The following is a 14,617-nucleotide window of genomic DNA, read 5'->3' on the forward strand; positions in this document are numbered from 1 at the left end:
CGGCAGCACAGCCGGGCTGAACGACTCGCGACTGAAGCAGGATTTCGCGGAAACCTCGTCAGATCAAGATATGAAACCTCCTTCTGGATGCTTTTTTATATTATTTTGTCAGAATCATTAATTCGTATAACATTCTGCCAGGGCGCCCCGGACGAATCTGTCGGCCGGGCGACCGCTCAACCTTAGGGAGGACAAAAAAGATGACGACACGACGCCAAATCACCCGTCGCGGCTTCGGGCAGCTTGCGCTTGGAAGCGCGACCCTGGCCGCAATTGGCGCTCCGGCGATTGTGCGGGCGCAAACCGCGATAACCTTCGCCGTTCCCAACCCCTCGGCGCTGACATGGCTGCCTTACTGGGTCGCTGTTGGAGAGGGATACTTCGGGGAGGAAGGCTTCACCCCCACGCTCGAGGCCATCGATGGTTCGTCCGCTGTGCTGCAAGCCATGACCGCCGGCCAGGCACATATCGGAGCGCCTGGCCCCGGCCCGACGCTGGGCGCCCGTGCGCGCGGCGTTGACGTGAAGTTCCTCTACAACCTGTATCCCAAGTCCGTTTTCGGCCTTCTCGTCAAGGACGACAGCCCCTACATGACGCCTGCCGACCTGAAAGGCACGGTCATCGGCGTGGGAACCGCGGATGGCGCGGAGGTCTCCTTCACCAGCGCGATCATGGCCGATCTCGGACTGAACGCGGGCGACGATTTCACGTATCTCCCGGTCGGCGACGGCGGAACCGCCGCTGTGGCGTTCCTGCGTGACGAGGTCAACTCCTATGCAGGCGCGGTCTCCGACGCCGCGATCCTTGCCGCGCGCGGATTGAACCTCCGCGAAATCACCCCGGAAGCGTATCTCGGCTTCTTCGGAAACGGCATCGCGATGCTCGAGAGCCAGATGGCGGCGATGCCGGAGCTTGCTCCCGCCTTCGGACGGGCGCTGGTTCGCGCAACGCGCTTTGCGTCCGACCCGGCGAACAAGGACACCTGCCTGGCGCATTGCGCTGCCGGCAACCCGCAGGAAGGCGAGCAGGACTATGCGTCGTCGCTCTTTGATGGTGTGGTCGACCGGATGACGCCGACCGATGCATATATGGGGCAAGGCTATGGCTATCAGCCTCCCGAGCATTGGCAGGCGATTCACGACTCTGCGGTTGCCTCCGGTGCGCTTTCCGAAGCGTTGCCCGACCTTGCGGCCACGTACACCAACGAGTTCGTCGCAGGCTGGAACGCTTGATACCAATGGCAGAGCCTCGCCCCATAAGACCGGAAACCGCCGTACATCGCGACCAACCGGTTTACGAAATCGAGCGTTTGTCGAAGACCTACGCGAGCAACAGCGTCACCGCGCTTTCCGATGTGTTCCTGACCATACACAAAGGCGAGTTCGTGTCTGTCATCGGCTCGTCAGGTTGCGGAAAATCGACACTGCTCAAGATCATGGCGGGGCTCATGCCGCCGACTACGGGCCGGGTCGTCCTTGATGGACGACCGGTCCTTGGCCCACGACCGGACATCGGGATGATGTTCCAGCAGGCGACACTCCTACCGTGGAAGACCACGATCGAGAATATCGTGTTGCCGATACAGATCAGGGAAGGTCGCGCTGCGGCGAAGGCCGCGTTCGACCGCGCGATGAGCCTTCTGGAACTCGTCGGCCTGGGCGATTTCGCTGACGTGTATCCCGGCGAACTGTCCGGTGGCATGGCCCAGCGCGCGTCCATATGCAGGATGCTGGTCTCCGATCCGGCGATGCTTCTGCTTGACGAGCCGTTCTCGGCACTGGACGAACTGACCCGCGATTTCATGAACATGGAGTTGCAGCGCATCTGTCTGGAACGGGGCGCAACCGCCTTCCTCGTCACTCACTCGCTTGACGAGGCTGTCATTCTTTCCGACCGGATCCTCGTGATGAAGGCAAGGCCTGGACGGATCGTCGAGAACTTCCGGGTGGAACTGCCACGACCACGCACTCTGGAAATGATCAACACGCCGGAATTCGGCGAGATCGTCGCCCATATCCGCGAACTCCTTGGCAAGGAGGCACATGAATGACCGATACGCATCACGTTGCCGAGACAGAAGACACCGTTTGGGTCGAGCGCGAGGCATTTATCGACCGCATTCCCCGCTGGGTCGCCATGACGTTCCTGTTCGTGGCGGTTGTCGCGATCTGGGACCTGGTAACGAGGATGGGATGGGTCTCGGCCATCATTCTTCCGACCCCGGCGGAGACTCTCGACGATCTGATCTTCGTGGGGAAGAACCTTATTTCGGGCGAGTACATGCTCGAAGCACTTTGGACGACCACGCGCACGGTGTTCTACGGCTTCCTTATCGCCACTTGCATCGGCTTCTCTCTTGGGGTGCTGGTCGGCGAGACCAAGTTCGGCGAACGGGCGGTCATGCCCTATCTGGTGGCCATCGACACCATGCCGAAGGTCGCGTTCGCACCGCTTTTCATCGCCTGGCTGGGTTTTGATATCGCGTCCAAGGTCGCGCTGGCCGCATTCATCGCGACATTTCCAATCGTTGTCGCCACCGCCGCCGGCCTGTATGCAGCCAACGAAAACGAAAGGATGCTGTTCAAATCCATGGGTGCCAGCAGGCTTCAGACCCTCCTCAGGCTCAAGTTGCCGACCGGGCTTCCGTATATCTTCACGGGTCTGAAGATTGCGGCTGTCGGGGTGATGGCGGGCGCGATCACCGGTGAATTCCTGGGAGGCGGAAAGGGCTTTGGCGCCCTGATCCGTCAATCGGCGAGCCAGCTTGATACACCCCGGGTCTTCGCCCTGATCCTGTATCTCAGCCTTCTCGGACTGGCGTTGTATTTCACGGTTGTCTGGATGCAGCGCTACTTCGTGTTCTGGAACAAATCCGACAAGCCCGGCGGGGTGGGCTGAATGACGGCGGCCGAAGGGAAGGTCCATGATGTCCGGAATCTTTCGGAGCGGGCCTACGACCTGATACGCAAGGATATCCTGAACGGTGAACTGTTTCCCGAAGACAAGCTTCAAGTAGACGTCTTGTCCGGACGCTACGGCATCGGGTCGGTTCCACTGCGCGAGGCGCTGAATCGCCTGTCCTCCGAAGGGCTGGTCGAACGGAAAAGCCACAGGGGATTTTTCGTCACGTCGATCTCCATGCCCAGCCTGGAGGAACTGGTGAAAACCAGGATCTGGCTGGAAACGCTCGCTCTTCGGGAATCCATGCGCAATGGAGACGAAGCTTGGGAAGATGCGCTGGTCGTCAGTTGTCACAGGCTGGCGCGCACCCAACGCCGTCTTCCGGAGGAGGCGGGACAAGAAATCTCGGAGGAATGGGAGCAGCGCCACAAGGAATTCCACATGCTCTTGTTGGACCGTTGCGGCTCGTCCTGGCTTCTTGGTTTCTGTTCCACGCTCATGGATCAGGCCGTGCGGTACAGGAACCTGTCCATGAACTCCAATCCCAGCAAGTTGCGCCGCGAAGGCGCGGCGGCCGAACATCAGGCGATTCTCGATGCCGTTCTCGAGCATGACGTGAACCACGCCTGCACTCTCCTCACCGAGCATTATCAGACAACCTTGAAGGGGCTGCGCCACGTTCTTCCCGTGGATGGGTAAGGTCTTGCTCTCCGCAATCGCGTCTGCAGAAATGGTCTTTCTTTGGATAGCAATCCGACCCCAGACTTGGGCGGGTCGTCAGACTTTTCCGAGAGACTCGACCTTATCGGCAAGTGCCGTCGGCCCCTGAAGAACCAAGGAAAGGAACGAATGAGCAATCTCTTCTCACCATGGACGCTTGGGCCACTGGAACTTGAGAACCGGATCGTCATTGCGCCGATGTGCCAATACTCCGCCGTCGACGGAAATGCGCAGGACTGGCACATTATCCATCTTGGCAATCTTGCCTTGTCGGGCGCCGGAATGCTCATCATCGAGGCGACAGCCGTCTCGCCCGAGGGGCGGATCACACCGGGCGATCTGGGTCTGTATTCCGACGAAAACGAAGCTGCGCTGAAACGTGTGATGGACGCGGTTACCAAATACGCCATCTCGCCCTTGGTCATTCAGCTTGCCCATGCCGGACGCAAGGCCTCCAGCCAGGTTCCGTGGGACGGCGGCGCACAGATCCCGCCAGACGAACCTGAAGGCTGGAAAGCTGTCGGACCTTCCTCGTTGCCTCACGCACCGGGAGAGGACGCGCCTCGGGCGCTGGACGAAGCTGGTCTTGCCAAGGTTCGGGAAGACTTCGCCTCGTCTGCCCGGCGCGCCGTGGCTTTGGGCTTTCGCGGTATCGAAGTGCATATGGCGCATGGTTACCTGCTTCACCAGTTCCTGTCGCCCATCGCGAACCAACGCTCTGATGCCTATGGCGGAAGTCTGGAAAACCGGATGCGTTTCCCCTTGGAGGTTTTCGATGCGGTCAAGGCCACTGTCCCCGAAAATATCCCTGTCTGGGTTCGCGTATCGGCGACAGACTGGGTGCCGGGAGGCTGGGATCTGGAGAGCACGGTTGCGTTCGGCAATGTTCTGAAGGACCGCGGTTGCGCTGCAATTCACGTCTCTTCGGGGGGCGTTTCGCCGAAACAGGAAATTCCGCTGTCTGACGGATATCAGGTACCTTTGGCCGCGAGAGTGAAGAAAGAAGTCGGGTTGCCGACCATAGCCGTGGGCCTCATCACCGAACCCGCGCATGCGGAAGAAATCCTTGAAAATGGCAACGCCGATGCCATCGCTCTCGCGCGGGGTATGCTTTATGATCCGCGCTGGCCCTGGCACGCCGCCGCGGAGCTGGGAGCAGAGATCTCCGCCCCGCCCCAGTACTGGCGTTCGCAACCGCGCGAATTCAAGAAGCTCTTCAAGAACCAAAGGGTCGGGCATAGGTAAATCGCCTATGAGAGAAGGATTGGATGCGGTCGCCTGTCAGCCATCGCGAACTGGTCTCTTCTCGTTACCGGGTGTGTGTGCACTCCCTATCTGGCAGTCAATTCACCGTCTTCCTTGATTGACCGGATCAAAAGCTCCTGCGTCGGGCAAAGAATGGATGCGCTTGAACGTACGACGGTTCCAGTCGTGAACCCCTGCTGGTTCGCTTTGGTCGGCCAAATCACCTTCGCCGACAGTTGACTGGGCGCATTGCCTGAAGTGCCTAGTCCAAAAAAGGCTGTTATCCGCGATTTCCGCGATAGGTCATCATCGTGCAAGCAGACACCTGCCCGCATTGGCATACTCCCCGGATTGCATTCTTCATTTGCACCCCGGAAGTTGCACCTACCCTCGCACACTACCAAAGCGAGGCGATTTGTCTGCCACGTCCGCGAAACGGTCATCCGACGGAAGCAACCCGAAGTCTGCTCTTTGCCCTACCTTACCGAGGACAAGACTATGCTTGCTGCCGTTCACGGAGATGCCTGGACAGAGTGCCCTTCAACTGGCGGCACGGCCCGCTGATAGAGATGCCATGTCGTGTGGCCAAGGATCGGCAGGGTGAAAATCAGGCCCAGAAACGCCGGAACCAGCGAAAGCAGCATGGTAACAGAGATGATCGCCGCCCAGGTGAGCATGACCAAAGGGTTTTCGGTGACGACCCGGATGGACGTGAGCATGGCGGTAACGAAATCGGTTTCCCGGTCAAGCAGCAAAGGCATGGCAACGACGGTAACAGAGAACAGCACCGCCGACAGGAATGCGCCAACGCAGGTACCGACGGCAAGGAATGTCCAACCCTGCGGCGTGAAGAATACCGTGTTCAAGAACCCGTCAAAATCCGAGAAGGACGCATCCTGCAGGATGATCGCCAGCCATAGCCGGACCTGGTACATCCACACCCAGAATATGAACAGCGTGACAAAGGCCATCCATCCCATCTCGCGCTTGCGCTGATTGGCCATGACGGCGAGGATGTCCGACCAGCCGAAACTCTCTTCCCTCTGCAACCGGCGGGACATTTCATACAGTCCGGCAGCGGCGAACGGCGCGACCAGCGGAAAGCCTACAGCGGCGGGAATGATCATCCAGATCATGCCGAGCCAGACCAGGCACCAAACGAACAAGAGCCCGAAAACGGTGTAGAACAGGCCGAAGAAACCGCTCATGAAGGGGCGGGCCAGAAAGTCGGAAAACCCGGCCCTCAGCGACGCAGTGATATCCTCGGACGTCACCTTGTTGACCTTGGGTACGACCTGCCGTTGAGGCGTCAGATCGTCCGGCGGCGTCGAACCTGCGGTCTTGGATGCCATGACACTCTCCTCCCAAAGGATGGCACCGCGCTGGTCCTTTTGCAATCAGACCCGGCGGCGGAAAGACGCTCCTCCTCTGTATGCAGCTTTGCATTCGGCGAGGCAAAAGAGCAACGAGAGAGAGAATGGCCGCCGGGTCCGGAAAGCGGGGACCGGGTGTCGTTCGATCGATACCGCTACTCCGCCACCACCGCCATGCACTCGATCTCGACCTTCATGCGCGGATCGACGAGGGCCGAGACCTCGACCAGCGTCGAGGCGGGGCGGTGCTCGCCGAAATAGGCGATGCGGGCCGGGTTGATCGACGCGCGTTCGGAGATGTCGGTCATGAAGACCTGAACCTTGGTCACGGTGTGCGGCGCACCCCCGGCGGCGCGGAGGCACGCGTCCATCGCCTCCATCGCGATGTCGAACTGCGCAACCGTGTCCTCAGGGATCGTCCCGTCGGCACGCATCCCGACGATTCCCGAAACCCAGATCAGGTTTCCGGCCCTGACCGAATGGCAATAATGGCTGACCGGCGCCATCTGGTCGTCCAGCAGAATGCGTTCAATGTCCATCTCGTTCCCTCCTCCGTCTTTGCCGGGCCGCCAGATGCTCGCGGTGAAGCGTGTAGAGACCCGTCGCGATGATGATCGCCGCGCCAAACCAGGTCCAGCCGTCGGGCAGTTGCCCGAAGACCAGCCAGCCATAGAAGGTGCCCCAGATCATCAGCGAGTACTGAACCGGCGCCACGACAACCGCCATGGCGACTTCCAGCGCCTTGATGACGAACACCTCTGCGACACCCGCCAGAACCGCGATCCCGACCAGGATCAGCATCTCGTCCGCCGTCGGCGTCTTCCAGACGAAAAACAGCGGAATGGTCAGGATGGTGGAGCCGACGATGGCCGTATAGACGATCGTGGTGCCCGTTTTGTCGGTATCCGAGAGCGCGCGGCTGATGATCTGCCGGACGGCGAACAGGAACGCGGCGACGACGACCAGCGCCGCCGCCGGGTGAATGGCTCCCATCCCCGGCCGCAGGACGATCAGTGTCCCGATGAAGCCCATGATAACGGCCGCCCAGCGCCTGAGACCGACCGGTTCGCGCAGGATGAGCGCGCCCATCAGGGTGACCATGAAGGGCGCCACGAAGCTGACGGCCACCGCATCGGCCAACGGCACGTAGGTGATCGCGAAGATGAAGAGCGAGGCCGAGCCCGCCGCGACCGCGCCCCGCAGCAGTTGCAGGCGCGGATGGCTGGTGGCCAGGATCGCCCTGCCCTGCATCGCGATCAGGAACAGCGCACCCGCCAGCAGGCCCAGTTGCCGGGTCCAGACGATCTGAAGCGGGTGCATGGTGTCGGTCAGAAACTTGGCCCCGGTATCGACCGCCGAGAACAGGAACATGCCGATCGCCATGAGCACCAACCCTTTGCCATTCTCGATGGCACGGGGCGGCGGCACGGCAAGCGGCGAAATCGGTGTGATCGGCGTGGGTATGGCGTGTCCTCCGGATTGAGCGCAGCTTGAGCAGCCATGCGCACGCCGCGCAAGTCCGAATATCCGGGGTGGCCCGCGCTCTGCGTCGGCGGGCGGCAGCGCAGCGTGACTGGCGCAAACCTTGACACCGGCCGCGCGACGACGTAATTGCCCCCAACCTCCGGGAGCTTCGACGTTCCCGGTCCCTGCAGGGTGCAGGGATCGCCCCCCATCAGCGCGTTGCGCCCATGGGGGCGTTTGGCGTTTAAGCGGTCAGCACATATGTGCGGGCCATGGATCAACGGGCATAGGAGGCCTGCGAGATGTTCGAGAACCTGTCAGAACGCCTCTCTGGGGTCTTCGACCGGCTGACGAAACAGGGTGCGCTGTCGGAAGACGACGTCAAGACGGCGCTGCGCGAGGTGCGCGTCGCCCTTCTGGAAGCCGACGTATCCCTGCCCGTGGCCCGCGACTTCGTTAAGGCCGTGCAGGACAAGGCCACCGGCCAGGCGGTGACCAAATCGGTCACGCCGGGCCAGCAGGTGGTCAAGATCGTCCACGACGCGCTGATCGACGTGCTGAAAGGCGACGGCGATCCGGGCGCTCTGAAGATCGACAACCCGCCCGCTCCGATCCTGATGGTCGGCCTGCAGGGCTCGGGCAAGACGACGACGACCGCGAAGCTGGCCAAACGGCTGAAGGAGAAAGAGGGCAAGCGCGTCCTCATGGCGTCGCTCGACACCAACCGCCCGGCGGCGATGGAACAGCTGGCGATCCTCGGCAACCAGATCGGGGTCGACACCCTTCCGATCGTCAAGGGCGAGGACCCGGTCGCAATTGCGAAGCGCGCCAAGACGCAGGCCAGCCTGGGCGGTTATGACGTTTACATGCTCGACACCGCGGGTCGGCTGCATATCGATCAGGAACTGATCGCGCAGGCCGCCGCGGTGCGCGACGTCGCCAACCCCCGCGAGACGCTCCTTGTCGTCGATGGCCTGACCGGCCAGGACGCGGTCAACGTCGCGACCGAATTCGACGACAAGATCGGCGTCACTGGCGTTGTCCTGACCCGGATGGACGGCGACGGGCGCGGCGGTGCGGCGCTGTCGATGCGCGCGATCACCGGCAAGCCGATCCGCTTCGTCGGCCTTGGCGAAAAGATGGACGCCATCGAGACCTTCGAACCCGAACGGATCGCCGGCCGCATCCTTGGCATGGGCGATATCGTGGCCCTGGTCGAGAAGGCGCAGGAAACGCTGGAGGCCGAGCAAGCCGAGCGCATGATGAAGCGCTTCCAGAAAGGTCAGTTCAACATGAACGACCTGAAGAGCCAGCTCGAGCAGATGATGAAGATGGGCGGCATGGAAGGCATCATGGGGATGCTGCCCGGCATGGGCAAGATGAAGGCCCAGATGAACGAGGCCGGTTTCGACGACAAGATCCTGCGCCAGCAGATCGCTCTGATCAACTCGATGACCAAGAAAGAGCGCGCCAATCCGCAGCTCCTTCAGGCCAGCCGCAAGAAACGCATCGCGGCGGGCGCGGGCATGGATGTCAGTGACCTTAACAAGCTGCTCAAGATGCACCGCCAGATGTCCGACATGATGAAAAAGGTCGGCAAGATGGGCAAGAAGGGCATGATGCGCCAGCTTGGCGGTCTGTTCGGCGGCAAGGGCGGCATGCCCGGTGGCGGGATGCCCAGCCAGGCCGAGATCGAGGCGGCGCAGAAACAGATGGGACAGATGGGCGGCCTCCCCGGCCTTGGCGGCGGCGGCCTGCCTTCGGGACTTTCGGGGTTCGGCAAGAAGAAATGAGCGTGGACTTCCGCATCCCGGAGATCGAGACCGAGCGTCTGCGATTGCGTCTGCCCAGGGCTTCGGACCTGCGGGCGCACGTGGCGTTCCGCGCCTCGGAGCGGTCGCGAGGTGTGGGCGGGCCGTTCGATGCGGCATCGAGTTTCCATCACCTGGCGGGCGTCGTCGGGCAATGGCAGCTTCGCGGCTATGGCCGGTGGATGGTGGCGGACCGCGAGACGGATGAGCCGCTTGGGCTTGTCGGCGTCTATCATCCTGACGACTGGCCCGAGGCCGAGATCGGATGGACCGTCTACGAGGCCGCCGAGGGCAAGGGGATTGCACGGGAAGCTGCCATCGCGACGCGCGACTTCGTCTATGGCACCCTTGGCTGGACCCGGATCATCAGCCTGATCATGACGGACAACGACCGCTCGATCCGGCTGGCAGAGCGTCTGGGCTGCCGGAAGGACGGCACTTTTACGCACGCCGAATATGGAACGATGGATATCTGGGTTCATCCTGCCCCGGAGGCTGTGCAATGACCCCGCGCCACGAAGTGCCCACCCCCGGCCCCGCCGCCGAGATTGCACAGGTGTTTGCAGCGCTGGTGCCGCAGTTCGATACCGACCGCACTCGTCTGCGCGCGCCCCGGATCACCGATTTCGGCACCTACGCCGAGATCGTATGCAGCGACCGCGGCATGCACATGGGCGGCCCGATGACGCGTGAGGATGCTTGGTACGACTTTGCGTCGCTCTCGTCCTCGTGGATGCTCTTCGGTCATGGTGGATGGACCGTCGAGGACCGCAAATCGCGAGAGGTCCTGGGCTTCGTCTTGCTGGGTCTGGAACCGGGCGACCGGGACGTGGAACTGGGTTTCCTTTTCCGGGCCGAGGCCGAGGGCAAGGGCTACGCGTTCGAAGCCGCGTCGCGCGTGCGCGACTGGGCGTTCACGCATCTGCGGCTGGCGACACTCGACAGCTATATCGACGACAAGAACGTCCGCTCCATCGCCCTGGCCAAGCGTCTCGGCGCCAAGGATCAGACCCCGGCCGACTGGGCCGGCACCGGTGCATTGCGCTTCCGGCACCTCTCGCGGGAGGCCCGGACATGACCAGACGCCCATGGGCAGGACCGATGCCATACGCTTTGCCGACACTTGCCATACGCTTTGCCGACACACCCGGAGAACTCGAATGACCGACCCCGTCGCCCGCGCCGCCGAGCTTCTTGCCGGCCACCGCGCCAGCATCGACAGGCTGGACGCCATCCTTGTCTATACGCTGGCCGAGCGCTTCAAGCACACGCAGGCGGTCGGCCGCCTGAAGGCGGAGCACAAGCTGCCGCCCGCCGACAAGTCGCGCGAGGCACAACAGATCGAACGCCTCGAATGGCTCTCGAAAGAAGCGGATTTGGATCCCGAATTCGCCAAGAAATTCCTGAAGTTCATCATTCAGGAAGTCATCCAACACCACCAAGAACACAGAAAATAACCTAGAAGGATCAACACCATGGCTATGAAAATCCGCCTTGCCCGCGGCGGCTCGAAGAAGCGCCCGCACTACTCGATCGTCGCAGCCGACAGCCGCATGCCGCGCGATGGCCGCTTCATCGAGAAGCTGGGCACCTATAACCCGCTTCTGCCGAAAGACAGCGAAGATCGCGTCAGAATGAATGTCGAGCGCGTGCAGTACTGGCTGGGCCAGGGCGCACAGCCGACCGACCGCATCTCGCGCATGCTGGAAGCTGCCGGCGTCGTCGAGAAGAAAGAGCGCAGCAACCCGAACAAGGCCAAGCCGGGCAAAAAAGCCCAGGAACGCGCCGACGAGAAGGCAGCCAAAGCAGCAGCCGCCGCCGAAGCCGCCAACGCACCTGCCGAAGAGCCGGTCGAAGAGGCTGCTGCTGCGGAAGAAGCGGCGGAGTAATCCGCCGCAGGTTCCAGGCCATGACGGAAAAAGTCTGCGTCGGCGCCATTGCGGGTGCCTTTGGCGTAAGGGGCGAGGTGCGGCTGAAAAGCTTTTGCGCCGAGCCCGAGGCCATTTCCACCTATGGCCCACTGACGACAGAAGACGGCTCGAGGTCATTCGACGTGAAGCTGACCGGTTCGGTCAAGAACGGGTTCTCGGCACGCCTGTCCGGCGTGATGACCAAGGAAGCTGCAGATGCCTTGCGGGGGGTCAGGCTATTCGCCCCCCGCGACCGTCTGCCCGAACTGACCGATGATGAGTATTATTATGCCGATCTGATCAACCTGACCGTTCTGGACACGGGCGGGAAAGAGATCGGACAGGTGCGCGCCGTACTTAACCACGGGGCGGGCGATATCCTGGAAATTCATGGCAAGGGACTGGCCTCGCCAATTCTCCTGCCCTTCACCAAGGCGGCAGTTCCGACCGTGGACCTTGCATCCGGACGGATCATCGCGGACCCGCCCGACGGCTTGCTCGACTGAGCCCGACATCAGCCCGGCGACATGCGATATAGCGCACCGTTGCCGACACTGAGAAACCAGATCGTTCCGTCAGGCGCTTCGCGGATATCCCGGACGCGCAGTGTGTCGTCGGAGGCAAGTTGTTCGACTTCGTCCAGGGGGTCACCCTCGAGACGGGCGATATAGTCGAATTTTAGCGACCCGACGAAGATGTCGCCGCGCCAATCCGGCCAGAGTTTCCCGGAATAGATCATCATTCCAGAAGGCGCCATGGACGGGTCCCAGTAGAAGGCCGGCTGCTCGAGCCCGGGCGCCTTTGTCCCGACGCCGATGGGCTGGCCCGAGTAATGCCGGCCGTAGGAGATGAGCGGCCAGCCGTAGTTGGCACCGGGCGTTATCCGGTTGATCTCGTCGCCGCCGCGCGCACCATGCTCGACTGTGACGAGGTTGCCATCCAGATCAAGCGCGGCGCCCTGCGGATTGCGGTGTCCGAAGCTCCAGATCGCGGGCTTCGCATCGGGTTGACCGACAAGGGGATTGTCCGGGGGAATACTTCCGTCACGTGCGATGCGCACGACCGAGCCGTTCTCGCGGCGCAAATCCTGCGCCGAGGGCTGATCGCCGCGATCCCCTATCGTCAGGAAGAGCGTGCCGTCGGTCGCTTCGACGATGCGCGAACCGAAGTGGTATCCGCCCGAGGAACCCTCGGTCAGTTCGAAAATCGTCTCCGTGCCTTCGAGAGTACTGCCGTCATCGCTGAGGCGGGCGCGCAGCACGGCGGTACCCTCGCCTTTACGCTGCGGCTTCGCATAGGTGAAGAACAACTCGCGGGACTCCGCGAAGTCGCGTGGCACGAGCAGGTCCAGCAGGCCGCCCTGCCCCACGTCCGCTACCGAAGGCACTCCGGCGATTTCGCTGGAGCGCCCATCCTCAAAGCGGAGCAATCGCCCATCTCGCTCGGTTACAAGGATGCTGCCGTCCGGCAGGAAGCCGACAGCCCAAGGCTCATCGAGACCGCTTGCAACCCGGTCGACCTGAACGGCTCCGACACTCGACTGCAGGGTATCGGAGTGTGCGGCGCCGGTCGCCAACGAGGCAGCTGCGAACAACGCTGCTCCCACTGCACGCGCGCTCAACGCCCACCTGTCTTCGCGAATAGCGGTCCGATCCGCAAACGACGCATTTTTCATTCTGACAACCTCCGTTAAGGGCGTGTCCTTCGAGTTAAGACCGCCACAGGAAAGTTCAATCTTGCCGCCGGTACAGGGCCAAAAAAGAGCGCCGGAATTGAGCCGGAATGACTCATGAGCTTCTCCCAGCTTCGGGCAAATCGCCTGAATTCGAAAGAAAATAGTCCCGAATGACCTGCTCGAACACAGAGTTGAGCCAGAAGGCCTCTTTTCTTTCCAAAATGGCCCAACTAGTCTCTCCGGCAGGACACAAGATCCTTATCAGGACATACGTTCCAACTGGGAGAGTTAAAGCATGAAGAAGTTCCTACTCGCCTCCGCGGCGACCGCACTTTGCGCAAATGCTGCACTGGCTGGCGGACACGGAGATGAAATCAAAATTGGCGTCTTGCTTGGTTTTACCGGACCGGCCGAATCTATCGCTGCGGGCATGGCTCCTGCCGCGGAAGCCGCGATCCAGGAAGTCTCCGAAAGCGGCCTTTTGTTGGGCGGTAAGAAGGTCACGCCGGTACGTGCGGACGCGACATGCGTGGACGCCGCCGCCGCGACCGCGGCTGCTGAGCGGCTTATTACGGCGGAAGGTGTTTCCGGCATCAATGGCGCGCTTTGCTCGGGCGCAACCGGCGCGGCACTTATGAATGTGGCTGTTCCCAACGGCATGGTCATGATTTCTGGTTCTGCAACCTCGCCGGGCCTAAGCCACATGAACAACGAAGATAACGGCCTGTTCTTCCGGACCGCCCCGTCGGACGCGCGGCAGGGCGTCGTTATGACCGAGATCTTGCGGGAAGCCGGCATCGACGAAGTGGCGGTGACCTATACAAACAATGACTACGGAAAAGGTCTGGCAGACAGCTTCCAGGCAGCCTTCGAAGCCGCAGGCGGTACCGTGACGATCAACGCCGCGCATGAAGATGGCAAGGCCGACTACTCGGCCGAAGTCGGCGCGCTGGCCGCTGCCGGCGGGCAACGTCTGGTTGTTGCGGGCTATATCGATCAGGGTGGTCCTGGGATCATTCGAGCCGCACTTGACGCCGGCGCGTTCGACACATTCCACCTGCCGGACGGCATGATCGGGAACGCGATCACCGACAGATTTGGTACTGAGATAAACGGTTCAACTGGTCAGGTTCCCGGCACAGACAGTCCTGGCGCGGCCAGGCTTGCTGAGATGGGCGAGGCTCAGGGGTTTGACGGTACCGCACCTTTCGCAGCCGAAGCATATGATGCATCCGCACTGATCCTTCTGGCGATGCAGGCTGCAAACTCCAACGACCCAAGCGTCTACAAAGAAAAGGTCATGGATGTGGCAAACGCTCCTGGCGAGCAGATCTACCCGGGTGAATTGGCAAAGGCTTTGGAGATTTTGGCCAATGGCGGCGATGTTGACTACGTAGGTGCTTCTGCTGTCGAACTGATCGGACCTGGTGAAAGCGCCGGCAATTACCGCCAGATTGAGGTTCGCGACGGAAAAATTGAAACCGTCAAGTTCCGCTAACTGCGAACAAAGTAGAAGAC

16 protein-coding genes are annotated in these 14,617 nt (G+C 61.6%); 12 read left to right on the forward strand and 4 right to left on the reverse strand.

The genetic code is table 11. The annotated features are described in order from the left end of the window. Window positions 1-200: 200 nt before the first annotated feature. The 5 genes from ACKLNI_RS05960 (at window position 201) to ACKLNI_RS05980 (ending at window position 4,866) form a co-directional block, all read left to right on the forward strand. Window positions 201-1,232, forward strand: coding sequence for an ABC transporter substrate-binding protein (locus tag ACKLNI_RS05960; protein ID WP_413718136.1), 1,032 nt, complete (start codon window positions 201-203; stop codon window positions 1,230-1,232). Then, on the forward strand, window positions 1,232-2,050 hold the full coding sequence (locus ACKLNI_RS05965) for an ABC transporter ATP-binding protein (RefSeq protein ID WP_413718174.1): 819 nt from the start codon (window positions 1,232-1,234) through the stop codon (window positions 2,048-2,050). Before ACKLNI_RS05960 ends, ACKLNI_RS05965 begins: the two co-directional genes overlap by 1 nt. Beyond that, a complete protein-coding gene (locus ACKLNI_RS05970) occupies window positions 2,047-2,898 on the forward strand; it encodes an ABC transporter permease (protein ID WP_413718137.1) in 852 nt (283 codons plus the stop codon). Before ACKLNI_RS05965 ends, ACKLNI_RS05970 begins: the two co-directional genes overlap by 4 nt. Further along, complete coding sequence (locus ACKLNI_RS05975) at window positions 2,899-3,600, forward strand: GntR family transcriptional regulator (protein WP_413718138.1); 702 nt, start codon at window positions 2,899-2,901, stop codon at window positions 3,598-3,600. It abuts the gene before it with no gap. Between the two features lie 150 nt (window positions 3,601-3,750). After that, window positions 3,751-4,866, forward strand: a complete 1,116-nt coding sequence (locus ACKLNI_RS05980; protein ID WP_413718139.1) for an NADH:flavin oxidoreductase/NADH oxidase — start codon at window positions 3,751-3,753, stop codon at window positions 4,864-4,866. 512 nt (window positions 4,867-5,378) lie between these two features. On the opposite strand, the gene ACKLNI_RS05985 is transcribed toward ACKLNI_RS05980, so the two are convergent. From ACKLNI_RS05985 to ACKLNI_RS05995, 3 genes are all read right to left on the reverse strand, one after another. Then, on the reverse strand, window positions 5,379-6,218 hold the full coding sequence (locus ACKLNI_RS05985; protein ID WP_413718140.1) for a DUF2189 domain-containing protein: 840 nt from the start codon (window positions 6,216-6,218) through the stop codon (window positions 5,379-5,381). Between the two features lie 176 nt (window positions 6,219-6,394). Continuing rightward, window positions 6,395-6,778: a RidA family protein gene (locus ACKLNI_RS05990; protein WP_413718141.1), complete on the reverse strand. Its 384-nt coding sequence runs from the start codon at window positions 6,776-6,778 to the stop codon at window positions 6,395-6,397. Next, window positions 6,768-7,622, reverse strand: a complete 855-nt coding sequence (locus ACKLNI_RS05995) for a DMT family transporter (RefSeq protein ID WP_413718142.1) — start codon at window positions 7,620-7,622, stop codon at window positions 6,768-6,770. The genes ACKLNI_RS05990 and ACKLNI_RS05995 overlap by 11 nt, the downstream gene beginning before the upstream one ends. Window positions 7,623-8,005: 383 nt before the next feature. Between ACKLNI_RS05995 and ffh the strand changes: the two genes are divergently transcribed. From ffh to rimM, 6 genes are all read left to right on the forward strand, one after another. Further along, window positions 8,006-9,496 carry a signal recognition particle protein gene (gene ffh / locus ACKLNI_RS06000; RefSeq protein ID WP_413718143.1) on the forward strand — a complete coding sequence of 497 codons (1,491 nt, stop codon included), beginning with the start codon at window positions 8,006-8,008 and terminating at the stop codon, window positions 9,494-9,496. After that, window positions 9,493-10,020 (forward strand): GNAT family N-acetyltransferase, encoded by a 528-nt coding sequence (locus tag ACKLNI_RS06005; RefSeq protein WP_413718144.1) that lies wholly within the window; start codon window positions 9,493-9,495, stop codon window positions 10,018-10,020. The genes ffh and ACKLNI_RS06005 overlap by 4 nt, the downstream gene beginning before the upstream one ends. Next, window positions 10,017-10,592, forward strand: a complete 576-nt coding sequence (locus ACKLNI_RS06010) for a GNAT family N-acetyltransferase (RefSeq protein ID WP_413718145.1) — start codon at window positions 10,017-10,019, stop codon at window positions 10,590-10,592. The genes ACKLNI_RS06005 and ACKLNI_RS06010 overlap by 4 nt, the downstream gene beginning before the upstream one ends. An 82-nt stretch (window positions 10,593-10,674) precedes the next feature. Beyond that, window positions 10,675-10,971, forward strand: a complete 297-nt coding sequence (locus ACKLNI_RS06015) for a chorismate mutase (RefSeq protein WP_413718146.1) — start codon at window positions 10,675-10,677, stop codon at window positions 10,969-10,971. Between the two features lie 18 nt (window positions 10,972-10,989). After that, window positions 10,990-11,403 carry a 30S ribosomal protein S16 gene (rpsP, locus tag ACKLNI_RS06020; RefSeq protein ID WP_413718147.1) on the forward strand — a complete coding sequence of 138 codons (414 nt, stop codon included), beginning with the start codon at window positions 10,990-10,992 and terminating at the stop codon, window positions 11,401-11,403. 20 nt (window positions 11,404-11,423) lie between these two features. After that, window positions 11,424-11,930: a ribosome maturation factor RimM gene (gene rimM / locus ACKLNI_RS06025; protein ID WP_413718148.1), complete on the forward strand. Its 507-nt coding sequence runs from the start codon at window positions 11,424-11,426 to the stop codon at window positions 11,928-11,930. An 8-nt stretch (window positions 11,931-11,938) separates the two neighbouring features. Here rimM and ACKLNI_RS06030 read toward each other — a convergent pair whose 3' ends face one another. After that, window positions 11,939-13,099: a PQQ-dependent sugar dehydrogenase gene (locus ACKLNI_RS06030; RefSeq protein ID WP_413718149.1), complete on the reverse strand. Its 1,161-nt coding sequence runs from the start codon at window positions 13,097-13,099 to the stop codon at window positions 11,939-11,941. A 295-nt stretch (window positions 13,100-13,394) separates the two neighbouring features. Between ACKLNI_RS06030 and ACKLNI_RS06035 the strand changes: the two genes are divergently transcribed. Further along, window positions 13,395-14,597 carry an ABC transporter substrate-binding protein gene (locus ACKLNI_RS06035; protein ID WP_413718150.1) on the forward strand — a complete coding sequence of 401 codons (1,203 nt, stop codon included), beginning with the start codon at window positions 13,395-13,397 and terminating at the stop codon, window positions 14,595-14,597. The last annotated feature ends 20 nt before the right edge of the window (window positions 14,598-14,617 follow it).

Origin of the sequence: Silicimonas lutimaris, from assembly GCF_047314965.1 — a bacterium.
GTDB lineage: Bacteria > Pseudomonadota > Alphaproteobacteria > Rhodobacterales > Rhodobacteraceae > JAVJUV01.